Source organism: Sphingomonas phyllosphaerae FA2 (assembly GCF_000427645.1).
GTDB classification, from domain to species: Bacteria; Pseudomonadota; Alphaproteobacteria; order Sphingomonadales; family Sphingomonadaceae; genus Sphingomonas; species Sphingomonas phyllosphaerae.
The window spans coordinates 43,256-69,427 of sequence record NZ_ATYK01000004.1 but is presented as its reverse complement, the minus strand read 5'-3'; the positions used below and the strand labels follow the sequence as shown (position 1 = coordinate 69,427).

At 65.0% G+C, this 26,172-nt stretch carries 14 protein-coding genes; 10 read left to right on the top strand and 4 right to left on the bottom strand.

Annotated elements, in window-relative coordinates; translation table 11 throughout:
• Positions 1-19: 19 nt before the first annotated feature.
• On the top strand, positions 20-1,783 hold the full coding sequence (locus SPHPH_RS0100245) for a right-handed parallel beta-helix repeat-containing protein (RefSeq protein WP_162143901.1): 1,764 nt from the start codon (positions 20-22) through the stop codon (positions 1,781-1,783).
• A 21-nt stretch (positions 1,784-1,804) separates the two neighbouring features.
• Here the strand turns inward: SPHPH_RS0100245 and SPHPH_RS0100240 are convergent, their stop codons facing one another.
• A complete protein-coding gene (locus SPHPH_RS0100240; protein WP_081668396.1) occupies positions 1,805-2,809 on the bottom strand; it encodes a glycosyltransferase in 1,005 nt (334 codons plus the stop codon).
• A 189-nt stretch (positions 2,810-2,998) separates the two neighbouring features.
• Here SPHPH_RS0100240 and SPHPH_RS18375 point away from each other — a divergent pair, with 189 nt between their 5' ends.
• The 9 genes from SPHPH_RS18375 to SPHPH_RS0100195 all read left to right on the top strand — a co-directional run bounded on the left by SPHPH_RS18375 (position 2,999) and on the right by SPHPH_RS0100195 (position 22,838).
• Positions 2,999-4,999, top strand: coding sequence for a polysaccharide biosynthesis protein (locus tag SPHPH_RS18375; RefSeq protein WP_081668394.1), 2,001 nt, complete (start codon positions 2,999-3,001; stop codon positions 4,997-4,999).
• 44 nt (positions 5,000-5,043) lie between these two features.
• Positions 5,044-6,402: an O-antigen ligase family protein gene (locus tag SPHPH_RS0100230; protein WP_081668392.1), complete on the top strand. Its 1,359-nt coding sequence runs from the start codon at positions 5,044-5,046 to the stop codon at positions 6,400-6,402.
• Positions 6,403-6,467: 65 nt separating this feature from the next.
• Positions 6,468-7,178, top strand: a complete 711-nt coding sequence (locus SPHPH_RS0100225) for a polysaccharide biosynthesis/export family protein (protein ID WP_238302771.1) — start codon at positions 6,468-6,470, stop codon at positions 7,176-7,178.
• 47 nt (positions 7,179-7,225) lie between these two features.
• Entirely contained in the window at positions 7,226-9,415 is a 2,190-nt protein-coding gene (locus SPHPH_RS0100220; protein ID WP_238302770.1) for a GumC family protein, read from the top strand.
• The gene (locus SPHPH_RS0100215) at positions 9,387-10,652 is read left to right on the top strand and encodes a tetratricopeptide repeat protein (protein WP_156025721.1); all 1,266 of its coding nucleotides are present in this window, start codon (positions 9,387-9,389) and stop codon (positions 10,650-10,652) included. Before SPHPH_RS0100220 ends, SPHPH_RS0100215 begins: the two co-directional genes overlap by 29 nt.
• Before the next feature lie 155 nt (positions 10,653-10,807).
• Positions 10,808-10,957, top strand: a complete 150-nt coding sequence (locus SPHPH_RS20940; protein WP_156025720.1) for a hypothetical protein — start codon at positions 10,808-10,810, stop codon at positions 10,955-10,957.
• Positions 10,958-11,059: 102 nt separating this feature from the next.
• Positions 11,060-15,355 (top strand): Ig-like domain-containing protein, encoded by a 4,296-nt coding sequence (locus SPHPH_RS20290; RefSeq protein ID WP_156025719.1) that lies wholly within the window; start codon positions 11,060-11,062, stop codon positions 15,353-15,355.
• Between the two features lie 154 nt (positions 15,356-15,509).
• Complete coding sequence (locus tag SPHPH_RS0100200) at positions 15,510-22,316, top strand: autotransporter outer membrane beta-barrel domain-containing protein (protein ID WP_156025718.1); 6,807 nt, start codon at positions 15,510-15,512, stop codon at positions 22,314-22,316.
• 105 nt (positions 22,317-22,421) lie between these two features.
• Positions 22,422-22,838 carry a cupin domain-containing protein gene (locus SPHPH_RS0100195; protein WP_028964903.1) on the top strand — a complete coding sequence of 139 codons (417 nt, stop codon included), beginning with the start codon at positions 22,422-22,424 and terminating at the stop codon, positions 22,836-22,838.
• 132 nt (positions 22,839-22,970) lie between these two features.
• Here the strand turns inward: SPHPH_RS0100195 and SPHPH_RS0100190 are convergent, their stop codons facing one another.
• The 3 genes from SPHPH_RS0100190 to SPHPH_RS0100180 all read right to left on the bottom strand — a co-directional run bounded on the left by SPHPH_RS0100190 (position 22,971) and on the right by SPHPH_RS0100180 (position 26,171).
• Entirely contained in the window at positions 22,971-24,527 is a 1,557-nt protein-coding gene (locus SPHPH_RS0100190; RefSeq protein WP_028964902.1) for a cryptochrome/photolyase family protein, read from the bottom strand.
• A gap of 76 nt (positions 24,528-24,603) precedes the next feature.
• Positions 24,604-25,299 carry an O-methyltransferase gene (locus tag SPHPH_RS18365; protein WP_156025717.1) on the bottom strand — a complete coding sequence of 232 codons (696 nt, stop codon included), beginning with the start codon at positions 25,297-25,299 and terminating at the stop codon, positions 24,604-24,606.
• Positions 25,300-25,763: 464 nt separating this feature from the next.
• Positions 25,764-26,171: a GFA family protein gene (locus SPHPH_RS0100180; protein WP_238302769.1), complete on the bottom strand. Its 408-nt coding sequence runs from the start codon at positions 26,169-26,171 to the stop codon at positions 25,764-25,766.
• Position 26,172: the final 1 nt, after the last annotated feature.

Sequence of the window (26,172 nt, the reverse complement as noted above, 5' to 3'; positions counted from 1 at the left end):
GGTCGCTGCGTCGAGCACGTTGGCACGCGCCGCACCGTTGCGGGGCGGAGCGGTCGATGTCGGCGACGCAGTGTCGTTGCGTGACTATGGCGCCGATCCTGGCGGAAAAACCAGCGCAGTCGCGGCGTTCACCGCCGCGCTGGCGGCGGGGCGGCGTGTAACGGGCGAGCCGGGCGACGTATACCTGCTCGACGCCCCAGTCATGGTGCCGGCCGGACGCACACTCATCGGCAATGGCGCAACGCTGAAGATCGGCAGGAACGCTATCGGCCTAAAGCTGGCGAACGATGGATGCGAGGTCCGTGGCTGGTCGATCGACGGCAACGGGGGCCGCTACGCCGTGCTGAACACCGGCCGGGGCACCGTCTTCCGCGAGAATGTCTGCACCGGAAACATCGGCCACTTCTTTTTCTCGGTCGGCGCCGAGCATGTCACCGCGATTGGCAACAAGGTGCTGGGGATGACCGCCGACACCGAGATTACGACCGCGATTGTGACGGAAAGGTCGCGTTACATCGTGGTTCGAGGCAATCGGTTCGAGCAGATCCCGGTCGGATGGAGTGTCCAGATTCGCGACGGTTCCAGCGACTTCGTCGTGGAGGACAACGAATTCCTTCAGACCCGCTGGACCGCCAGCCGCACGGCGGCCGCAGGACAACGGATCTTCGCCTTCACCCTAGGTTCGCGCTGCCACTTGAAAAAAGTGCAGGTAAACGGCAAGCCGCTGTCGATCGGCTATGCCATCGTCGGCACCGGACCATCCTATAAGGTCACGTTTGAGCAGGGCCGGCCGGCCGGCGATATCGTCACGCTGGTCGGTTACCGTGGCGCCGAGAACATCCAGATCAACACCGCGGCGCACGACGGCGTGATCACGCGCAATTCGATCGACGGCACTGGTGACAGCGGCATCATCTGCCTTGGCTCGCATCTGGTCGTTTCAAACAACACCATTCGCAACTGCGGCTATGCCGGGATCGCGATCTACGGCGATCAGAACCATATCGTCGTGACAAACAATATAATTGCCGATTGCGCGCAACTGGACGACGGGCGCTCAAGCCCGGACGATCCGCGGCTGGCGTCGGTGTTCGCCGGCGCGATCCTCGCCAGCGGCGAAGATGCGACGATCACCGGAAACCGCATCACGAACGACGCAGGGACGATGCGCTACGCGATTCGCATCAACAAGGCGAATATGGCGCTGCGCACAGATGGCAGCGCCACGATCACCATCGCCGGCAACAGGATCGACGGCATTTACGCCGATGGTCGGATCAGCGCGCCGAACGAGACGAGCGGTGCGCGGATCAACTCGATTTCGGTCGACGGTGCAGAGGTGCGGTACCCGGGCACGATCGACCTAGACCGGCCATGGCTCCACGTACCCCCGGGGGACGATCGTTTCCGTACGTCGGGGTTCGGCAGGACTTGGGCAGTTCGCGACACGACGACCCGAATGGACGGCGCAGCTTCGCTGCGTACGGTCGCAGGCGAATATGTCGAATTCGACCTGTTGCAGGCCGCACTCCTCCGCAATTGCGACGTCACGGTGTCGTTCTGGGCCAAAGCGGCGGGCGGCCGCAGCTACGTCAGCGTGCTGACCGCGCTCGAGGGGTTGCTCCATCCGCTGACGGCCGAAATCGTCGATCCGGCATGGAAGCGATACGTGATCCGTTTCCCGCTGACAGCCAAATTGTCCGATACCATCATCATCCGCTGCGGGGCTACGACCGGCAGCGCCAACATCCAGCACATCGGGATAACAGGAAGTCGACTGTAGCTTGAGGGCGCGCCGCGTCGGTCAGACGGCGCGTGACAAGAGCGCAGCACGCAACTGCTGGACGCCTTGGGCTGTGCGCCTGAACCGGGTCGCGTGCCGGATCAGCCACCAGCGATCGGCCGCCCCACCCCGCTCGATGGCATCGAGAACGCGCAGTTCGTCACCACCCCCGGCGATGACATGCCTCAGCCACAGGATGTGATCGCGGTACCACCCCGACCGCGTCAGCCGGAGCTTGGCCAGCACGTCGCGCCAGCCACGCCGCGCGCCGTAAAGATTGGATGCGTGCTGCCGGTAGAGGATACCGGCACCGGGATCGCGGAACCAGGTCAGCCCGTATGAGCGGCAGATAGCGTAGACGATCCAGTCGTGCGATGCACCGGGGCACAGCGGAGGAACCTTCGCCATAACACGTGCCACCAGCTCCGCCGCTTTTGCGGACAGGACGTAGGTACATCCGGCCGAGCCACCTTGGAACAAATAGTCCAGCTCAGCCTCCTTCCCGGCCTTATGCAGCATCCAGACGGCGTTGTCGCCCCGATGATAGGCGATCAAATCTGAGGAATAGCCGTCCGCCCGATGTGCGGCCATCGACGCGATCGCCTGACACAGCTTGTCCGGCATCCAGACGTCATCCTGATCGGCGAAGGCGACATAATCGCTTTGCGTCAGGTCGATGCCCTGGAGCAGCGCGAAGAAGCTACCGGTCGCGGAGCCGGTGCGGATACCGCCACCGTCGATCACGGTAATCCGGTCGGGAAATCGTCGAGCAAGGCGGGCCACGATCGCCGATGTCTCGTCTTGCGAGCCGTCGTCCCGGACGTAGACATGCACGTCCACGTCACGTTGCCACAGCAGCGACAGGAGCTGATCCTCACAATGCGCTGCGCCATTGAAGGTCGCCATCAGCACACCCACAGTGGGAGACAAATTTTGATCAGCCAAGATACCGCTCGATCCATGGTGCAGAACGCAGGCGCCTCTGCGTGACGCAAGCCGCCGCACAGTCGCTTCGTCCGCCCGCATGTAGCGTGCACGGCGGCTGGCACAAGGTTACGGTGTCGCTGCATCGATGCGGTCGCGTATCGCGTCTACCGGCCGTAGCGCAGCGTCAGAGGATACCAAGCAGCCGCATCGCGTCACCACCGATCGGCACTGCAGTGGAAATTATGTGGCATCTGCGATATGCCGCGGCGCATCACCCGGAGTAAGCCGATGCGTTTGATTGCCGATCCCCTGTTGGCCCTGCCGAGGGGATCAAAGCGCATGATGGCCGCGACGATCGACATGGCGTTGTGCGCACTGACGATTTGGATCGCTTTCTATCTGCGACTTGGATATTTCATCTCGCTTGCCGGACGGCCCAGTGTGGCGGTGGTTCTGTCAATCGCGCTGGCGCTGCCAGCATTCCATGTCGCAGGCCTGTACCGCATGGCGTTTCGTCGCGCCGGTGCCGAAATCATCCCGGTCGCTGCTCTGGCCTGTGCGGCCTACGGGCTTTGCTACGTAACGATCATCTCGGCGTATGCGTTTGACAGGATCCCGCGTACGATCGGTATCGTCCAACCGATCCTATTGTTCCTGGCCGTGTGCGGCGTACGGCTGACCGTGGGCTATGTGCTAGGCGGCGGGATGCAGCGGCGGCTCGATGCCAAGCCGCGCAGCCGAGTGCTGATCTACGGCGCGGGTTCCTCCGGCCGACAGCTGGCCGCGGCGATCAGCGACAGTCGTGAATCCCATGTCGTAGGCTTCATTGACGACGATCGCTCCATTCAAGGAACGCGGATCAACGGTTTGTGCGTCTATTCGGCCGACAACCTGGCAGCCCTCATTGCCAGCAAAGACGTCGACGACATTCTTCTTGCGCTCCCGTCGGCGTCGCGCCAGCGACGCAACGAGATCATCCAGGATCTACGCTCGCTGTCGGTCAGCGTACGCACGCTGCCCGGCCTGATGGATCTGGCACACGGCCGGGTCGAGGCCAGCGATTTGCGCGAACTCACTATCGAGGATCTGCTCAGTCGCGATCCGGTCGATCCGGACATTGATGTGGTACGCGGGAAGGTGGCAGGCAAGACGGTCCTGGTGACTGGTGCCGGAGGCTCGATCGGAAGCGAGCTTTGCCGTCAGATCCTGGCGGCCGAGCCCGCGCGGATTTTGCTGCTCGAGCAGAGCGAATTCGCGCTCTACGCCATCGATCGCAATCTCGGCGAAGTGTCGCAGATCGAGATTGTGCCGCTGCTGGGCTCCATCACGGATGCCTTTCGCGTCGCCCAGATCATGGAGGCGTGGCGTCCCGACATTGTCTTTCACGCCGCTGCCTACAAACATGTGCCGCTCGTCGAGCACAATCCGCTTGAGGGATTGCGTAACAACGTCATCGGCACACGCCTCATCGCAGAAATGGCGACGAAATACGGGGTCAAGGACTTCGTGCTCGTCAGCACTGACAAGGCGGTGCGGCCGACGAACATCATGGGCGCCACTAAGCGCCTGGCCGAATTGATCCTTCAGGGGCTGGCGGCTGAGAAGACCGGGACGCGCTTCTCGATGGTCCGGTTCGGCAACGTCCTGGGGTCGAGCGGCTCCGTTGTTCCGCTATTTCGTGAACAAATCCGGCGGGGCGGACCTGTCACCATTACGCATCGTGACATCACGCGCTACTTCATGACCATCCCGGAGGCCGCACAGCTCGTCGTGCAAGCCAGCGCAATGGCGTCGGGCGGCGAAGTGTTCGTGCTGGACATGGGCGAGCCGGTGCGTATCGCCGATCTTGCCCGCAATATGATCGAACTCTGCGGGCTGACTGTGCGTTCAGCCGCCAACCCGCACGGCGATATCGAGATCGTGACCATCGGGATGCGCCCGGGCGAGAAGCTCTACGAGGAATTGCTGATCGGCAACGATCCGCGGACCACGAACCATCCGCGCATCATGATGGCTTCCGAGCATCACATCCCGTGGAGCATCTTGGAGGCGCAGCTGCGCCGGCTTGAGATGCTTATCAACACCGGGGCAGTCGTACCCGCGCGCGAACTGCTCTGCGAGCTGGTTAAGGAATATCAGCCGGCCAGCGAGGTCGTCGATCTGGTGCTGCTGCACCGGACCTCTCAGTCGTCTCTGTCGCAGGGGAGCGCGGCCGATCCGGTTGCGGACACCCCCGGCATGACGAATGCGGCGACCGCCGCGCCGATCCAGCTGACAAGGGCATCTTAGACGCGGGCTCGCCCCGTCACCCGCTTGCACAGGTTGACCTCCGAATGCCCACCATGCCGTCGCCCCGCCTCCTTCACAGGCCGAGCCTATCGTTCATCTTGTTCTGTTCGTTTCTGGTAGTGCTGTCGATCGCCGGGGGCGCATCGCGCGCCACGGTCTACGGGCAGTTCGTCGTGCGCTTGGTCGCCGTTTTGTCGCTTTTCCTACTGGCGCTTTTCGGTGATCGCCCGGAAGTTGGGCGTTCCCGCCCGGTCTGGTGGCTGTTGCTGGCGGCCATCGGATTGGCCGTCCTGCAATTGATCCCGCTCCCACCCGCGCTCTGGCAAGCGCTGCCCGGACGGACGCTGGTCGTCGACGCGACGATGGGGCAGCCTCAGCCCTGGCGCCCGCTGGCGCTGGTACCAGGTACCACATTGAATGCACTGGCCTCGCTGATCGTACCGCTGACGACGGTCGTGATGATCGACAGCATCCGGCCGGACGAGCGTCGGCTGCTGCCGGGCGTAATCCTGATTATGATCGTTGCGGCAAACCTGCTCGGGCTCATGCAGCTTTCGGGTTCGGGCTTCAACAATCCCCTCATCAACGACAGCGTGGGCGAAATGAGCGGCATCTTCGCCAACCGCAACCATTTCGCGCTCTTGCTGGCTCTGGGCTGTCTGCTGGTGCCGGCATGGGTGTTTGCCGGTCGCAACCGCGGACGCGGACGAGCGGTGATCGGGGTTGGACTGACGCTTTTGCTTCTGATGACGATTGTGGTGAGCGGATCGCGCGCTGGACTGTTGCTGGGGGCGCTGGCGCTTGCCGGTAGCCTGCTGGTGGCGCGCAGCAACATCCGGCGGGCGCTGCGCCGTGCGCCGACGTGGGCATTCCCGGCGCTGATCGCCGCAGTGGCGGCCATCGTTGCCATCTTCGTGCTGATCAGCGTCGCGGCGGACCGCGCGGTATCAATTCAGCGGATCTTCGAGATGGACGCCGGACAGGACATGCGCGGGCGCGCGTTGCCGACCGTGTGGGCGATGACGCTGAACTATTTTCCGGCCGGTGCCGGCCTAGGAAGCTTCGACCCTGTTTTCCGCATCCACGAACCGCTGGCGCTGCTGAAGCCGACCTACTTCAACCACGCCCACAACGATCTTCTCGAAATTGTGCTTGATGCCGGCATTTTGGGACTGCTGTTGCTACTGGCTGCGCTGGCATGGTGGGGATGGGCAAGCGTGGCGGCATGGCGGCGGCCGGCTGATCTGGCGGATCCGGCCCTTGCTCGAATCGGCTCGATCATGCTGCTGCTGACGGTGCTGGCCAGTGCCTTCGACTATCCGGCCCGTACGCCGACCATGATGATGTTGATCGTGGTCGCGGCCTCGTGGCTTCATGGAGTTAAGTCGGGTCGACAAGGCTGACCTTTACCTTGGACACGGCGCTAACTATGGCTCGTCAATCCCTAACCTGAGAGCATCGCCTCCGCATGCGTAAAATGTTGATCGTCCTGTTGGGCGCTTCGGTCCTAGCGGGCTGCGGGGGTCGTCAGCCGCTCGTACCGACGCAACGGCTCACCGTCGTCGAGAATGACACGACCCTGCCCGCACCGACACGAGGTGACCTCATCGCGGGCGACCGTCCTGCGTTGATCGGCCCCTTGGACACCGTGCAGATCGACGTCTTCAACGTTCCCGATCTCAGTCGCGAGGTGCAGATTGATGCGAGCGGCCGTATCGCGATGCCGCTGGCCGGAACGATCGACGCCCGTGGAAAGACGACCGGCGAGCTGGCCACCGCGATCGAGAACGCCCTGCGCACCCGCTACGTGCGAAACCCGGAAGTGACCGTCAACATCAAGGGGTCGGTCAGCCAAGTCGTGACTGTGGACGGTCAGGTGGTTGAACCCGGCTTGTACCCGGTCACCAATCAGATGACCCTGATGCGGGCGATCGCCTCGGCCAAGGGTCTGTCGGAATTCGCGCGGCAGGACGATGTGGTCATCCTGCGCACGGTGGAGGGCCGCAAGATGGCGGGGCTATACAACGTCGGCGCCATCCGGCGCGGCATGTACGACGATCCGCAAATCTACGCCAACGATGTGATCGTCGTGGGCGACTCCCCGCAACGACGGCGCTTCCGCGATCTGGTATCGCTCGCTCCTGTGCTTGCCGCTCCTCTCATCGCGATCCTGCAGTAATCGCGCGCTCTCAAGGGTCCCTCGCCGATATGAATCCAGCGACAGCCATGACACCTGGCGGCGTACTGCCGGCCGGGGGGGCTTTCAGCAGCCAGCAGCCGCCTGAGCCAGCGAAGATGCCGGTCCTGCGGCAATATCTTCGCATGATAATTCGGCGGCGATACGTTATCCTGTCGATCGTCGCGGCATGCGTTTTGCTGGGCCTCATCATCACCCTGCTGATGACACCCAAATATACCGCGACCGCTTCGATCGAGGTTTTGCGTGAATCCAGCAAGGTCACCGATATCCAAGGCGTCGAACGCGAAGCCAGTCTGGCGGATCAGGAATTCTATCAGACGCAATACGGGCTGCTGAAATCGCGCTCGCTGTCGGAACGGGTCGCGCAGCAGCTGAAGCTGGTCGACGATCCAAAGTTTTTTGAACGGTTCGACACCGCGGCGGACACGCCGGCATTCCAGCTGGTGAACGGCCGCTATCCGGCCGGCGGGCGTCTGGAACGACAGCGGGTGGCAGGCAAAACGCTCCGCGACAATCTCGTGATCACCCCGACGCGCTTGTCGCGCCTCGTGGACATTTCGTTCACCAGCCCTGACCCGGTCTTTTCCGCGCAGGTCGCCAATGCCTGGGCGGAAAATTTCATCCAGACGAACCTGGAACGCAAGGTACAGGCGACATCCTACGGCCGTAACCTGCTCCAGCGACAGCTGGCGCAGTCCAAGGAACGGCTGGATGCGTCACAGCGACAACTGGTGAACTACGCCTCCGCGCAGCAAATCATTAATCTGCCATCGCAATCGGGCGATGGAAAGACGACGACCGAGCGGTCGATTGTCGCGGATGATCTCGCCACCCTCAACACCGCCTTGTCGCAGGCGACGGCCGAGCGAATTCAAGCCGAGGCGCGCTTCCGTCAGGCTGGTGCCGCCGGCGCGTCGACCGAAGCGCTGCGAAACACCGCCATCAACAACCTGCGCCAGCGCCGTGCGGAGCTTGCCGCCGACTATCAGCGGTTAATGGTCCAGTTCCAGCCCGACTATCCGACCGCTAAGGCCGTCCAGTCGCAGATCGACCAGCTCGATCGGTCCATCGCCCGCGAGGAGCGACGCGTGTCCGGATCGCTCAATGCCGACTTCCGCGAAGCGCTGGAGCGCGAGCGTGGATTGCAGAACAAGGTCAACGCCCTGAAGTCGAGCTATCTCGACCTTCGTCGGCGAAGCATCCAGTACAATATCTACCAGCAGGAAGTGGATACCAACCGCGCACTTTATGACGGCCTGCTACAACGTTTCAAGGAAATCGGTGTTGCGGGTGGCGTCGGCATTAACAACGTTTCCGTAGTCGATGCTGCCGATACCCCCGAAAAGCCATCCAGCCCGCGGCTTCTGCTCAATCTAGTGCTATCGCTGCTAATCGGCACCGGTCTTGGTGCGGTAGCTGCTTTCGCACTGGAGCAGATCGATGAGGCGATAGCCGATCCCGCGGAAGTTGAACGTCGGCTTGGATTGCCACTGCTGGGATCGGTGCCGAAGGTCGATCGCTCTACGCCGAAAGAAGCGTTGCTCGATCGTAAGTCGGACCTGTTCGACGCTTATCTGGCGATCCAGACAAGTCTTGCCTTCACAACCGAGAGCGGCATCCCACGCAGTTTCGCGGTCACCTCGACGCGCCCTGCGGAGGGTAAGTCGACCACCGCTCTTGCACTGGCAACCACATTGTCTCGGGGGCGACGTAACGTCCTGCTCGTTGACGGCGACATGCGCTCGCCATCCATCCATCAGATGGGAGGCGTTGATCACGAGCGTGGGTTGAGCAACTTCCTGGCGGGCGACGACGACATTTCGACTATGTTGTTCCCGATGCAGGATATGGGCTTCATGGCCATGTCTGCCGGACCGATCCCGCCTAATGCGGCCGAACTGCTAACCGGCAACCGCCTGGCGGTGCTCCTTGCCCGACTGCTAGAGCAATACGACCATGTCATCATCGACTCGCCCCCCGTCATGGGGCTGGCCGATGCACCGCTAATCGCTAGCCGTGTCGAAGGCGTGATCTATGCGGTGGAATCCCACGGGATTCGCTCCAGCCTGGTCAAGACCGCACTCGGCCGTCTCGCCAGCGCCAACGCCCGCGTCTTCGGTGGTGTTCTGACGAAGTTCGAGGCACGCAAGGCGCATTACGGCTATGGTTACGAATATGGCTACGGCTATGGGCGCGAACGTGACGAAAAGGCCTGACCGGCCGCGTGGAAGCGGCGGTCGCCTTGCTCGCCGCTTCCGTAAACAATGGCCTGCTCGCGTCGCACTGGCGGCGATCGTGGCCGTCGTTGGCTATTACGAAGGCAGCTTCTCGCTTGCCCAGGCATCGGGTCGCGATGCCGAACGCGCCTTTGCCTTGGCGTCTTACGATGGACGCACGACGGCGCACCTCGCGGCGACGCTGAGCGGACCGGAAGCGACGGCAAGTGATCGACTGCGCAGCGATAAACTGGCTATTACGGCCTTACGCCAAGATGCGGTGAGCGTACCGGCGGCAGCGGCGCTGGGGTTCAACGCACAGATGCGCGGTGATACCGTGACGGCGCGCCGTGCCTTCACCTATTCGGAGACCCTCTCGCGTCGCGATCCTCTAACCCAATTGTGGAGGATTGAGGATGCCGTCGCACACGGCGACGTCGACGGCGCGCTACGCCATTACGACATCGCGCTGCGGGTCAAACCGGAGACGTCCGGTGCGCTCTTTCCGGTCTTGGCAGCGGCAAGCGTCGAAGCGCCCGTACAAGCGCGGCTGGTGCGCTTGCTCGCGACGAACCCGCCTTGGCGCGACGGCTTCATTGGCTTCGTGGCAGCGCGAGGGACCGATCCGCTTGCAACGGCGATGCTGTTCCGCCGCCTCGACCGCGTCGGCATCGCGACGCCCGAGTCAGCGAAAGCGGCCTTGCTTGCCGCCTTGTTCGCGAGCGGCAAGGTGGATCAGGCATGGAGCTATTACGCGACCATGCATCCCCTGGCGCCGCGGGACCGGTCACGCTCTGGCAATTTTTCGGGCCAGTCGGACACGCCGACGCCGTTCGATTGGGTTGTGGTCGGCGACGGCGGGATCACCGGCACGATCGCCAAGGACGGGTTCGATTTCTCCGCGCCGGCCAGCATCGGCGGGCCGATGCTGCAACAGGTTCAGTTGCTGCCGCCGGGTAGCTATCGGTTGCAGGGGCGAAGCATCGACATCGACCAGCCGGACGGCACGCTGCCGTATTGGACTTTGGTCTGTCAGAACGGGCGGGAGCTGGGCCGAGTGACGGTATCGCGATCAAGCCAAGGGAGCGCCGGGTTCGAGGGTGTGTTCCAGGTGCCGGCGGGCTGCCCTGTGCAGACGCTGATTTTGGCGGCCCGCCCGTCTGATAGTATTTCGGGCTTGTCCGGCCGTATTGAGCACGTGGAACTCAAGCCGCAGTCACCGGGAGGGCGGAAGTGAGAAGACGCGCTGTCTCGGTCGCCGCCTTGACCCTGTCATTGTCACTTGTTGGGGGCGTGGCGTCGGCGCAAGATATGGTCAACGGGCGTGTCGCAACATCCTCGGCGGGCGAGGCCGGCCAGCGTCGTACGCAGGCTGTTGCCGGGGTGGCGCCCATGGCACGGCTGAATACCCGCATTCAAAACCGCATCAACGCGCGCGTGGCGACACGCATCGACCGCAACCAGGATTCTTCCCTGGACGCTACGGCCGGCTACGATACTGCCGCCCGCGCGGTCAGGCAGACGGACAACGGCCCGCGGTAGGTGGCTTGGGCGTTGGTCATGACTGCGCGCATGCGAGATGGGAACATTCCGACGCCCCCTGACGCCAAATAGTCCCGGAATGGGCAAATCTTCCCGATATTCTTGAATCCTTCGGCAGTTGTTCTGCTAACGGCGACAAGGTTAACGGGGGAATACATCATGAATGGCTCGACCTGGGACGACGCGCAAGCGCTCGCCTATATTGCTTCCTATGCGGATCTGCGGGCGGTGCTGGGTGCCGATCCGGAGGCGGGCCGTCGCCATTACGCCACGGCGGGCCAACGCGAGGGGCGCAGCATCCGTTTCGATGCGCTTGGCTATACCGCCAGTTACGGCGATCTGCGCGGCGCCTTCGGCATCGACGCCGAGGCGGCGGCTCGTCACTACATCTTGTCCGGCGCGCGCGAGGGACGTACGCCGTCGTTCGATGCCTTGAGCTATATCGCCAGCTACGCCGACCTGCGCGCCGTCTATGGCACCGACACCGCCAGTGCCACCCGCCACTACATCCAATGGGGCGCCAACGAGGGGCGCGGAACCTCCTTTGACGCGCTGGCCTATCTCGCCAGCTACGCGGATTTGCGCGCCGCTTTCGGAACAGACACCACGGCTGCCACGCGCCACTTCATCAAGGAGGGTGCGGCCGAGGGACGCGCCGTCACCTTCGATCCGTGGAGCTATCTGGCGTCGAACGCCGACCTGCGCGCTGCCTATGGCACCGATACGCGCGCGGTGACGCAGCATTATTTGGCATGGGGCGCCGCGGAGGGACGCACCGTCACGTTCGACGCATTGAGCTATACCGCGAGCTATGCGGATCTTTCTGCGGCGTTCGGCACTGACTTGGCCGCCGCGACGCGCCATTTCGTGACCGCGGGTGCCGCGGAAGGACGCGTTCCCAATGCGCTTCTGGCCGGTCCGAAGCTGGCAGAGGCATCCGACAGCGGCCGTATCGGCGATGACATCACCTCCAATTCCACGCTGACGGTCGAAGGGCGCGCCGCTTCCGGTTCGCTGGTAAAGGTTTCTGTCGACGGACGCGCAGTCGGCACGGCCGTCGCGAACGGCGTCGGAGGCAAGTGGACGTACGACGTCGCGGACCTGAGTGACGGCACACACCGCATCTCCGCAAGCGTTGGCAACAGCGCGTCGCTGGGCGTCGCGATCACGGTCGACAGCATCGACCCGCTCCGTCCCGACACGCCTACGCTGACGCCCGCGTCCGACACCGGCGTGGCAAACGACGGGCGAACGACGGTGGTCCGGCCGGTCATCCAGGGTACGGCCGAAGTCGGATCCAATGTACTGATCTATCTCGACGGGCGCAGGGTTGGGACCGTGGCCACCGATGCCGCGGGTGCCTGGACGTACGAGGTCGCCTCGGCGCTGTCGGTCGGGAGCCACCAGGTCCATGTTCGCTCCGTCGATACCGCCGGCAACGTCAGCGACCGCTCCGACGCGCTCGCGCTACGCATCCAGGTGCCGGTCGATGCGGCAACACTGACCACCGGATCGGACGACATCGTCACATCCGACAGCGGTGCGATCGTGTCAGCGACGGCGGCGACGTTGACGGCCAGCACGACGATGCCCATCCCCGTCGCTCCCTGGTCGCAGACCGTCGAGGGCGACCGCCTGATCGGCGGGACGGGATATGATACGCTGCAACTTTATGGCGCGGGGGAGTTCCGGGTCGACAGGCTGGGTGCCTTCGCGGGTTTCGAAAAAATTCTCCTCAGCAACCTGACCCCGGGGATCGAGGCAAGCATCTACCTGGGCGCGCAGGATATCGCGGTGGGTGTGACGCAAGGAAACGGTATGAGCCGCCTCTATCTCGGCTCCGGTAAGGTGACGATCGAGGGTCTTCGCAACAGCTCGGTCACTGTCACGTCCGCCGCCAACTGGAACAAGGCGAACGTCATCAAGGCGACGACGGCCACCTCGGCCGACCCTTATCCCGGCCCGATCAGCGTCATATTCGGCGCATACTCCTACGGGACCATCCAGACCTACGACCTGCGCGCGGCGACCCTGAAGAACGTCAGCATCAACTCGAACACTGGCGCAATCTTCCTCGTCGACAGCGCCGTCATGGCGGGCGTGTCGTCGTGGTATGCGTACACTTATACGGGCGAAAACACGCTCAGCACCGCGGATGCCGCGATCGATCTGGGAACGGCATCGGTCAGCGGCTTCAAGATCGTGTCGACCAACACGGCCGGCACGATCTTCTCGACCGGCAACGCCACTGCCGCATTGCAGGTGCAAGGCGGCGCCGGTCAGGATACCTTGGTACTGCGCGGCACCACCTTCACCACCGACCAGCGCAATACGATCTTCGCCACCAGCTCGATCGAAACGATTACCGATGCGGGCGGCACCTACATCATGGATCCCAATATGGTGCGCCTGACCAGCGGCATCGACCGCGTGGTGATGCCGGCCACCGGCGGAACGGTGGTCGCCACGGCGGCGACGCTGACGGCCAGCGCCGCGATTAGTGGGTCGACTGGCAGCGCTGGCGACGAACTGATTGGTGGCGCCGGCGAGGACACGCTGCAGCTTTACGGTGGCGGGGATTTCCGCATCGACCGACTGGGCAGCTTTACCAATTTCGAGAAAATCCTCATCACCAATCCTCGCGGGGGTGCGGAGGCACGCATCTACCTCGGTGCACAGGACATCGCGCTCGGCGTGTCGCGGAACAGTGGCTCCAGCCAAATCTACCTGGGCTCGGGCAAGGTCACGATCGACGGCTTGATCGATGGCACGGTGAACGTCACCTCGACTGCGAACTGGAACACCGGCAACGTCATCAGGGGAACGGCCCCCACGCCGTCCAATCCCTTTGCGACGACGATCAACGTTACGTTCGGCGACTATTCCGCGGCCAGCCAGACCTTCGACCTGCGTTCCGCGACCTTGTCGTGGGTTAATCTCACGTCGCGAAACGCGAGCACCTTCCTGGTCAACAGTGCTGCGATGACGGGGGTGTCGAATTGGTCCAGCTATTATCTGGGTACCAGCACGCTCAGCACCGGGGATGCAGCGATCGATCTGGGCACGGCCTCGATCAGCGGCTTCAAAATCGTGTCGACCAACACGACCGGCACGACCTTCTCGACCGAACGGAGCGCCACCGCGATGCAGGTGCAGGGCGGAACCGGACAGGACACGCTGGTCTTGCGCGGATCGGTGTTCACCGTCGACCAGCGCAACACGATTTTCGCCACCAGCTCGATCGAGACCATCACCGATGCGGGCGGCACCTATGCCATCGACCCGAACATGGTGCGGCTGACCAGCGGTGCTGACCGCGTGGTGATGCCGGCCGCCGGTGGAACGGTGACAGCGACGGCGGAGACGCTGACAGCCAGAGCCCCCATCATCGGATCGACCGGCAGCGCGGGAGACCAGCTGATCGGCGCCGCTGGCTACGATACGCTGCAATTGTACGGTAGCGGCGAGTTCCACATCGACCGGCTGGGCAGCTTCACCGACTTTGAGAAGGTCCTGCTCACCAATCCCAGCGGCGGCGCAGAGGCCCGCATCTACCTGGGTGATCAGGATATTGCGATGGCCACATCCCAAGGCAACGGATCAAGCCGCGTCTATCTCGGGTCAGGCAAGGTAACAATCGACGGCCTCAGCAACGGATCGGTGACGGTCACATCGGCGGCGAACTGGAACGTCGGTAACATCATCAAGGGAACGGCGCCCACGCCGTCCAGCCCCTATGCATCGCCGATCGGCGTCACGTTCGAGAATTATTCCTCCGTCGGTATCCAGACCTACGATCTGCGTACCGCGACACTGGCGTGGATGTACGTCAATGCGACGGGTGGCAGCACGTTCCTGGTCAACAGCAGCGCGATGGCGGGGATTACCAACTGGTCCGGTTATTCCTATTCGTCCACCAACACGATCAGCGTCGCCGACGCCGCGATCGACTTGGGCTCGGCCTCGATCACGGGGTTTAGCGTGGTGTCCACGAATGCCGGCGGAACGGTCTTCTCGACCAGCAACATCACCGCCGCGTTGCAGGTCAAGGGTGGCGCGGGTCAGGACACCCTGACGCTGCGTAGCCTGACCTTCACTCTTGAACAGCGTAACGCGATTTTCGCCACGGGCTCGATTGAAACCATCACGGATGCCAGCGGCACCTATACAAAGCCGGCCGCATCGGTGATGCTGTCGTCCGATATCGGCTTGTTCGGGGACGACGGCGCATTTTTGACGACGTCGTCCCATAATGACGCGCAGACACCCTATTCATCGTTTATGTCTGAGCCTTCGGTGACGACGGACACGTCGTCGGGTTTCATCGACGAACATCTGCCGCTTGCCGTGCCGACCTTGGGCACGATGCCGTTCCAAGTCGATTACGCCTTCCTATGACACGCCACGACCGGGGCATCGCCGATGCCCCGGTCGTCGGGCGTTCATCCTTGATGCATTTTCACCGCGATCGGTTCTGGACGGCGTATCGCCGACGCCATAGACATGACGCGGGCAGGCGCAGGGGAGCGCTTCGCACAGGGGGAAGATGAGAATGGCAGTTCAGCGTTCGGTGCGGTTGCGCCTATGGTCGCTCGCGCTCGGCACCAGCATCGCGGCGATGGGGGTGGCAACGACGGCGCAGGCGCAATGCTCGCCCGATCCGACGGTCGCTTATGGTGAAACGACCTGCACCGGCGTCGATTCCAACGGCTTGAACGTCTCCACCTCCGGCACGCGCGTGATTGTCCGGCAGGGCGCGGTTGTGACGACCGCCAGCGGTGATGGCGCGATCTTTAGCACCGGGCCGAATGCCTCCTTCACCGTCAACGGGATCGTCGATGGGGGCGCAAGGGCCGGATTGGTGATGGCCGCATCGGTCGACCTGTACAATTCCACGACCATTAGCGTTGCGGCCGGCGGCACGATCCGTGGAACGCAGGCGCTGCTCCTCCGTCAGCGGCTCCCCTATGGCTATACCCAGCTTACGCCGACCATCCTCAATGCGGGCGCACTGACGGGGACCGCCGGTGCCGCGATCCTGATGGCGGACAATTCCGATTTCAACAGCATGTTCGGCATGCAGATCACCAATACTGCGACCGGTACGATCGCGGGCGTCGGCAATGCCATCGACACCACGAGCATCCTGACGCTGACAAACGCCGGAACGATCAACGGATCCGTCGTGTCGCGGACGACGGACCGATCGAGGGCCAGCACGATCGACACCGTCGCCGGAACGATCAATGGCGACCTGCTCCTCGGGGCGGGCAATGACGTATTGCAGGCACGGTACAATAATGGCGCGCTCGTCACCGGCGTCACCGGGGCAATCGACGGGGGTGACGGCGTCGATACGGTGCGTGTACGGTTCGCGACCGACACGACGCTGGGTCCACTGGCACTACCGACCGGGTTCGAGCGAACGGGATTGTCGCTTGCGTCGAACGCGACGGTCACGCTGAGCAGCGCCTTCACCGGTCCGATCACGGTGGAGGGCTCCGGGAGCGTCATCAACAATGCCACGCTCGTCGGCACGACCCAGGTGGTCACCCAGCCCTTCATGGCGCTGGAGTCCGTTGGGCTTATCAACAACGGTACGCTGCGCACGACTGCAGCCGGCGGTGTAGACCTATTCGCGATTGACTTGCGAAGCGGTAGTTTCCGCAATGACGGCATGATCGACGCCGCGGGCAACGGCGTTCGCTCCTCGATTTCCGGTCCGTTCGTCAACACGGGCGTCCTTCGAGCGATTGGCACGGCGGTGTCGCTATTTGGAAGCAGCTTCGACAACAGCGGCACGATCCGCTCCACCGACGGCGTGGGGGCATTCCTGAGTGGCTCGTACGGTTTGAACTGGGTCAATAGCGGCACGATCGAGGGTGCGACCATCGGTGCGCAGCTGTCGAGCAAATTGACGAACGGCGGCACCATCTCTTCCGCCGGTACGGCGGTCGCGCTGGATTGGTACGGCGTCATCGACAATCTGGCCGGCGGCCGCATCGTCGGCGGGCAGAACGCCATCGCCCCCAGCAGCGGCTATTCCTCCGACGTGCAGAGCGCGGTCGTCGCCAATGCCGGCACCATCGACGGCAACGTGACGCTTGGCCGGCGACCGATCAACATCTATTATAACGACAATTATTATTTTGCGCTGCCCGGCGGCGTGTTGAACGGCAATCTGACGCTGGGCGGCGGCGACACGCTGATCACCGAACTGGCGAACAGCGGCGCCGGGGCGTTCGCGGGGATAAGCGGTACCGTGTCGGCAACGGAATCGCTCCTGCGCTATCGTGTCCGCGCGAACGCGAGCGCAGTTCCAACATTGCCGACCGGCTTCATCAAGCTGGGCTACGACCTGTTCGACGGCGCCGCGCTGACGCTGACCGGCGCGTCGACGCCGCTGACCTTTGCGGGCACCGGCAACGTCGACATCAGCGGCGACATCGTCGCCGGGCGTGACACTGCGATCTCTACCACCACCCTGCGCAATGCGCCGGGTGTGACCACGATCCCGCCCGCGAACGCGCTGTCGATCGTCAGCCGCGGTACGCTGACGCTCACGCGGCTTGACAGCATGCAGTACAGCAACGCCGCCGTGGCCATCGGCGGTGAGGATATCTTCACCAACGCCGGCACGATCCGCGTGATCGACCGTGCCTCGCCGATCTACAACCCGCTGACCGCGATCCGAGGCGCAACGATCATCAACGACGGCACCATCGCGGTGGGCGGTGCGACCGCCATCGACGCCGTGACCATTATCAACAACGGCTCGATCGTGCAGGTCGCAGGCGAGCGCAATGCGCAGGCGGTCGCCAATACCTACGCCAGCTTTACGCTGACCAACACCGGCACGATCGACGTTGCGAACGACGCGGTGACGGGCGACCGTGGCATGACGGTCGACAACAGCGGCCGGATCGCCAGCACAAGCGGCATCGCGATCGGCAGCCAAGCCTATGCGACCGGCTCCATCGTCAATCGTCTGGGCGGCACGATCATCGGTAACGGGACAGCAATCCGTCTGAGCGGCGGCATGCTGGAGAATGCCGGTACGATCGATGGTTCGGTCGACCTGGGCTTCTCGCCATTCGGCCGGTCGCGCTTGGATGCCATCTATGTCGCTCAGGGCGGCACGATCGCGGGTGACCTGTCGTTCGGTGACGGCGACGACACGCTCGTCGCGTACGACGACGTGACCGGCGTCAGCGGCACGATTGACGGCGGCGCGGGCATCAACACCTATATTTACGCCCGCACCACCAGCGGTATAGTAACGCTGGGCGGCGCTTTGCCGACCGGCTTCACTGTCGAGGGCGTTCGCGCCGTGAACGCCGACACGCAAGTGACCCTCGCGGCCGCGGCGCCCGTGACGACGGAGCTGGGCCTGTCGGGCATCGGTAGCATCGTCAACACCGCGACGATCGGCGGGATGGTGCTGACCGACAATGATCCATGGGGCAACGGGGCTGGGGCCGACGCGCAGATACTGGCGTCCTTCACCAACCAGGGCCAGCTGAACGGCGGCTTCCGCGGCAGCGTCGGGCAGTTCGTCAATAGTGCCACCGGCACCATGACCACACAGGATACGCAGGGAGCCGCGGTACGCATCGCACAGGCCGCTGCGATCGACTTCACCAACGCCGGGACGATCGACCGAGGCAACGGAGAGCAAGGGGCGCTGCTCTATTCGGACAGCGCCGTGACCGCCGTCAACGATGGTACGATCGTCGGCAGACTGGCCGCGTCGGTGCAGAACCGTACCAATGCGATCGCCGCCCAGCCGTTGACGGTATCGCTGATCAATCGCGGCACGATCAGCGACGACGGCGGCAGTACCGCGGTCGAGCTGGACACGATCGACGATGCCGGTGGAACATCGTCGGTGACGCTCGACAATCGCGGCACGATCGCGGTGACCGGAAAGGGCGGCCACGCCGTTTATCTCGAAACCTATGGCTTCGATGGCAACGGGACACCTTCCGGCGGCACGCGGCAGATCACCCTCACCAACAGCGGTACGATCCGCGCCAATGACGGTGGTCAGAATTTGACCTCCACCTATCAGGTGTTCAACCCGGCAACCGGGCAGATCGAGGATCGAACCGAAACCTACACGGAATCCGCCTCGGCGCTGAACCTGTGGGCCGACGCCGGCCATGCGATTACCGTCGTCAACACCGCGACCGGTACGATCGAGGCCACCGGTGTGCTGTCGACCGCCATCGTCGCGGGCGGCACGCTCGACCTTTCCAATGCCGGCACGCTTCACGGCGGGGGTAACTTCACCACCGCTTATGGTGAAACCGTCGCCGGTGCGATCCAAGCGTTCGACGCCAACGACCGCATCGTGAACACCGGCACGATCATCGGCTCGATCGCGACCGGCGCCGGCGACGATCGAATCGAGAATTATGGCACGATCACCGGCGACGTGTTCCTAGGCGACGGCGACGACACGTTCCTGCACCGTGCGTCGGCGACGCTCACCGGGACGGTCGACGCGGGCAACGGTATCGACAGTCTCATCATCGACGGGACCGGGGGCGGCACGGTGCGGGCCGGCCAGTTCATCAACTTCGAACGCTTCAGCCAGATCGGCAACGGTGCGGTCGATTACGTCGGCGCGTTCCAGGCCGATACGATCGGAGTCAGCGGCGGCACCGTCACGGTCGCCGCGGGCGAGACGCTGAGCAGCGCCGGCGCGGTCACTATCACCGGCACCGACAATGCCGAGACGGTCGACAATGCCGGGACGATCACCGGCGCGGTGGCGCTGGGCGCGGGCAACGACACGTTCGTTGAGCGGGCGGGCAGCAGCGTCGTCGGCGGGGTCGACGGCGGCGCGGGCATCGACACTTATCGCGTCGCACTGTCGGGCGACCGCAGCGGGATCGGCGCGCGCAGCGGCTTCGAGCAGCTTGCCGTCACCGGCTCGGGCACGCTGGGGCTGACGCTCGACCAGAGCTTCGACAATGTCGCGCTGGCGGGCACTGCGCTGGCGCTGACGCTGAACGGCAACACCGTCGGCGCGGTCACCGGCAGCGATGCCGCCGAGACGCTGAGCGTCGATAGCGATCTCGCGCGCGTCGCGCTGGGCGGCGGCAACGACACGCTGGCGCTGGGGACCGCAACCGCCAACGGCAGCTATGCCGGCGGCGCAGGCAGCGACGCGCTGCGCTTCACCGCGAACGCGCCGGTCACGCTGGCGGGCAACGCCAGCGGGTTCGAGACGATCGCGCTGACCGGCAACGCGCTGACCGTCACCGGTACGCTGGGCGCAAGCGGCGAGACCGCGACGCTGGGCGACGGTGCGCAGACGCTGACGCTCGCCAACGGCGGGACGATCGCCGGGACGATCGACCTTGGCGCGGGTAACGACAGCTTCAGCCTGGCGCCCGGCGGCACGCTGGCCGGCACCGTCGCGGGCGGCGCGGGCGACGATCTCGCCACCGTCACGCTGGCGGGCGCACGGACCCTCGATGCCGCGTCGCTGACCGGTTTCGAGACGCTGGCCAGCACCGGCACGGGCACGCTGACGCTGACCGGCGCGCAAAGCTATGACCAGGTGCTCGCGGGCACCGATCTGACGATCGCGAGCAGCGGGTCGCTGACCACCGGCACGGTGCGGATGGACGGCGGCAACGAGCGGCTGACGATTGCGGGCGGCTTCGCCGGCGCGGTCGACGGCGGCGCCGGGACCGACACGATCGCGGTATCGGGCGGCAGCGCCAGCGCGCCGGTCGCCTTCACCAACGTCACCAATGTCGAGGCGTTCGGGATGAGCGCGGGCTTCACGACGGTCTCGGGCAACGCGTCGCTCGGTGCGGTGACGCTGAGCGGCGGGCGGCTGGTCGGGCTCGCCAATTCGACGCTCAGCGCCAGCCGCTTCGACGTCGCCGCGGGCGCAACCTTCGGCTCGGCGGGCACCGTCAACGGCAACGTCAACGTCGCGGGCATCCTCAGCCCGGGCGCTTCACCCGGCGTGATGACCGTCAACGGCAATGTCGCGCTCGCCAGCGGGTCACGCGCGCTGTTCGAGCTGACCCCGACGATCTCCGACAAGCTGGTCGTCAACGGCGCGATGTCGATCGCCAGCGGCACGACGCTGGAAATCGTGCCGGTCGGCACGTTGCGCGCCGGCACCAGCTACGACCTGATCACCGCCAGCGGCGGGATCACCGGCGGGTTCACGACCGTGTCGAAGCCGGCGTCGCTGTTCGGGGTGATCGTCCAGCGTGCCGACCGCATCCAGCTGCTCGGCCAGTTCCTGACCGACGCGCGCTTCTCCCCGCAGGTCGCGCGCAGCATCGCCTATGCGAATGCGACGCTGGCGGTGCAGCCGGCGACGAGCACGCTGTTCGACAGCCTGCCCGCGTTGGTGGACGCGTCGGGGGCGTCGAACGCACGCGGCTTCGCGCAGCTGACACCGGAGGCCTATGCCTCGGCGACCCAGCTCGGCGTCGACCATGCGCTGTCGCTGACCCAGGTGGCGCGCGGCAACGGCTTCGCCACCGATCGCGAGGACGCGGGCGCGTTCACCTTCGCGCAGACCGTCGGCCAGTGGCACACGCTGCAGGGCGACGCGGCGCAGGGCAGCAACACCGCGCGCGCGCAGAGCTACGGCTTCCTCGGCGGGGTCGGCTATGGCGACCGGACGTGGATGGTCGGCGCGTTCGCCGGCTATCTCAACGGGCGGCAGCAGATCGGCGCACTGGGCGCACGCACCCGCGCCGATGGCACGGTCGGCGGCATCCACGCGCGCTACGGCGCGGACAGCGGCTGGGGCATCAGCGCCTCGGTGCTGTACGACGGCGGCAAGGCGCGCACCGACCGTGCGCTGCCCGGCGCGGGCGCGGTGAGCGGGCGCTACGATCTGCACAGCTGGGTCAGCGATCTCGCCGCCAGCTACGGGCTCGACACCGGTGACGGCTGGTCGCTGCGCCCGCGCGTCGGCGTGACCTATATCCGCACCACCCGCGCGGGCGTGGCGGAAGAGGGCCGCAGCCCGTTCGCGTTGCAGGTCGCGCGCGACCGGCATGTCGCGGGCTTCGCGGATGCCGGCGTGACGCTGGCGCGCAGCGACGCGTCAGACGCATCGTTCCGGCCGTTCGTAACGCTCGGCGCGCGCTACCAGATCGAGGGGCAGCGCGCCGACGCGCTGGCGGGCTATGCCGGGGGCGGGCTCGGCCTCAACGCGGTCGGCGCCGCCCGCAACGAGCTGGTCGGCACCGCGGCGGGCGGGGTCGGCTATCGCCTGCCGAGCGGGCTCGACCTGTTCGCCTCTGCCTCGGCGCAGACCGGGCGCGACGACCATCAGGAGACGATCAGCGCCGGCGTGCGGCTGCGCTTCTGAGCGTGAACGGGCGGGGAGCGCCGCGTCGCTCCCCGCCCCCTAATGCATCCCTTCGCCGGCTGCGCCGTTCGTCTCCTCGAACCCATTCGAGAAAGGACGCGCTTCATGGCGATCTTCAACAAGGACATGGTCGCGCTCGCGGGCAAGAACGAGCTGTGGCAGAAGGAAGTGTACCGCGACGCCAAGGTGCAGATCGTGCTGATGGCGATCCCGGCCGGCGAGGAGATCGGGATGGAGACGCACCGCGCCGACCAGACCACCTTCATCGTCGAGGGCGAGGCGAAGGTGACGATCGACGGCCACAACACCACCGCCGGGCCGAACCATCTGGTCGTCGTGCCGAAGGGCGCCGAGCACAACATCGTCAACAAGGGCACCGCCGCGCTGAAGCTGTTCTCGGTCTACGCGCCCCCCGCCGAGCCCGAGGGCGCGGCGTTCAAGACCAAGGCCGAGGCCGAGGAGGCCGAGAAGGGCCTGCTGGCGAAGGCGGCGGAGAAGGTGAAGGACGTCATCGGCGGGTGACGTTCGGGGGCACCTGCCTCTCTCCGTCATCCCGGACTTGGTCCGGGATCCCGCTTCTTCCCTTAGGTCGAGAAGGAGAAGCGGGGCCCCGGATCAAGTCCGGGGCGACGAAGGAGGGGGAAGCCGCAGCCATCACGGCTGCCGCGCCCACCCCTCCTCCGCCGGGGTCAGCGTCTCGAGGAACGCCGTCGCACTCTCCCGATATTCGGCCTGCTTCTCGGGCGAGAACCGCTCCCACGTCCCGTACATATTCCGCATCCGCGCATTGCCCCCAAAGCGCTTCTCGTGCCGCGCGAGAAAGTCCCAATACAGCGCGTTGAACGGGCACGCGCCCTCCCCGGTCTTCTTCTTCACGTCATAGCGGCAGCGCCCGCAATAATCGGACATGCGGTCAATATACGCCCCGCTCGACACATACGGCTTGGAGGCGATCGCGCCGCCGTCGGCGAACTGGCTCATCCCGATCACATTGGGCATCTCGACCCATTCATAGGCGTCGAAATAGACGACCAGGTACCAGTCCGACACCGCCTGCGGGTCGATCCCCGCCAGCAGCGCGAAATTGCCGAGCACCATCAACCGCTGGATATGATGCGCATAGGCCTCGCGCTTCGTCTGCCCGACGCTTTCGGCGAGGCAGCGCATCCCGGTGTCGCCGGTCCAGTAGAAATCGGGGAGCGGGCGCTTGGCCTCCAGCGCGTTGCGCGTCGCCAGTTTCGGCATATCCCACCAATACATGCCGCGCATATATTCGCGCCAGCCAATGATCTGCCGCACGAAGCCCTCGACCGCGTTGAGCGGCGCATCGCCGCGCGCATAGGCCGCGACCGCCGCCTCGCACACCTCGATCGGGCCGAGCAGCCCGAGGTTGAGGCACAGCGACAGGCTGCTGTGGAACAGATAATCCTGCCCCGCGATCATCGCATCCTGATAGCGGCCGAAATCGGGAAGCGCGGCGGCGATGAAATGATCGAGCGCAACCAGCGCCTGCGCGCGCGTCACCGGCAGCGCGAACGGCGCCAGATCGCCGAAATGATCCGCGAAACGCGTAGCCACCAGCGCCAGCACCTCGTTGGTGATCGCATCGGGGGCGAAGCGTTCGGGGGCGGGATAATTGACCCCGCGCGGCGGCGTGTCGCGATTGTCGTGGTCGTAATTCCACTTATCCCCCTCGGGCTTGCCGTCAGCGGTCATCAGCAAGCCGGTGCGGCGGCGCATGTCACGGTAGAAATATTCCATGCGCTGCTCGCGCCGCCCCTGCGCCCAGGCGTAGAAATCGGGGAGCGGGCAAACGAAGCGATCGTCCTCCAGGATCTCGACCGGCAATCCGGTGCGCAATGCCCAATCGTCCTGCGCCTGCCGCACCCGATATTCGCCGCCTGCGACGGTACGGATCGCGCGCGCATCGTGACGCACCGCGGCGCGCGCGACCTCGCCGGTGAAGCTGTGGGTATTGTCGGCCGCGTCGAGCGTGACGTAATCGACCGTCAAGCCCTCCGCGCGCAGTTCCTCGGCGAAGTGGCGCATCGCGGCGAAGATCAGCGCGATCTTCTTCTTGTGGTGGCGGACGTAGGTCGCCTCGTCCCACACCTCCATCATCAGCACCACCGCGTCCCCGCGATCGGCGTCGCGCAAGCTGGCAAGCGTGTGGGTAAGCTGGTCGCCCAGCACCGGGATCAGGACGGTCATGCTTGCGGGAACGCCCCAATGCGGGTTTGGGGCGCGTGTCAGCGGGGGTCGGGCTGCGGGAACGCGGCTGCCGCTCTCAGACGCGGATCGCCACGTCATGAAGGAAGGTCTGGCCGAGCGCCTGCGTCGCAACGCCCGCCATCCGGTAACCGTTCGTCATGTCGGTCAGATAGGCGATATGGGCGGCGGCACGATCACCGTCCCCGCCATCGAGGTCCGCCCGGTCGCTGACGACCAGCCCGCCCTTGCGCAAACGCGGCTCCAGAAGTCGCAGCACGTCGAGGTAGAGGTCCTTCGCCGCGTCGAGGAGGATGAGGTCGATCGGCGCGCCATCGTCGGACCGCAGCGTCTCGCGCGCATCGCCGACGCGGATCTCCACCAGATCGGCCAGCCCGGCTTCGCGCAGATTGGCTTCGGCGCGCGCCGCCTTGGCGGGGAACAGCTCGGTGCTGACGATCCGGCCGCCCCCGTTGTCCCGCAGGGCGGCGGCAAGAAACAGCGTCGAGACGCCGAACGACGTCCCGAACTCGACCACCTCCCGCGCCCCGCTCGACCGTGCCATCACGTAGAGAAGGTTGCCGAACTCCGGCGTCACCGGCATCCGCGCGTCGGTCATCGCCGCATAGAACCCTGCGTGGCTCTCGTTCGCCATTCCTTCGGCAAGCGCCGCATCGCGGGTTCGCGGGTCCTGCGCGACCGTCTCGGCGTAGAGACGGTTGATGACCCGCTGGATGGCCGGGGGAAATTGCGGACGGAAGAGCGGCGCTGTCATCATAGCCCTCGGCCTGTTGGCGATCGGCAGCTTGTAGCCGGATCGTTGCGAAAACGAAACCACCGGCAGCCATCCGATGCCTGTCGGAAAGCGCCGCCTAGGGTCTGTACTCAATCGCAACAAGGATCGTGATCGCCCGTGGAAGGTCGCCCACGAGGAGCGCAGCGCAGTCGGGTAGCAGAGCTACCCGCAAGCAAGTGACGATGTGCAGGTGACATCGTCCCCCGGACGATGTCAGCCATGCCGGGGGCATGGCGACCTGCACATGGCCGGCCTTCCACGGGCGACCGCTGCGCGGCGGGCGGATTTTGGCGCCATGCGGCGTCGGGGCTCCCCGCAAAGTACTACTTTGCGGGGAGCCCGGCCGCGCGTCGGTCACGATGCTTTGGCATCGCTCCCTCCTTGCTCCTTGCCTGGCGCCAAAATCCGCTCCGTCACGACCTTGTTGCGGTTGAGTACAGACCCTAGCCTGCGTCGATCGTGCACCAGCCCACGCGGCGCTGGTCGAACACCTGCACCGTCGGCCGGGGAAAGTCGGTCGACGCGAAGGCCCCCGCCGGCACGGAGATCATGCCGGGGCGCATCGCTACGTCGTAGAAGACCGTCGAGCCGCAGGTCGGGCAGAAATGATAGACATTGGTTCGCCCGGAGTCCGTCGCCCGCGCAAAACGATGTCGCTCGCCCGCCGTCGTCACCGCCCCGGCGGGAAAGCTCGCGTTCCATGCGAACGCGCTGCCCGTCCGACGCTTGCAGTTCGTGCAGTGGCAAACGGAGACGCGATCGGGCTCGCCGACACAGGTCGCACGAAGCTGGCCGCAATTGCACTCTGCCTGCCATTCCACTCCGCTACCCTCCGCCTTTGGTTCGCGCACG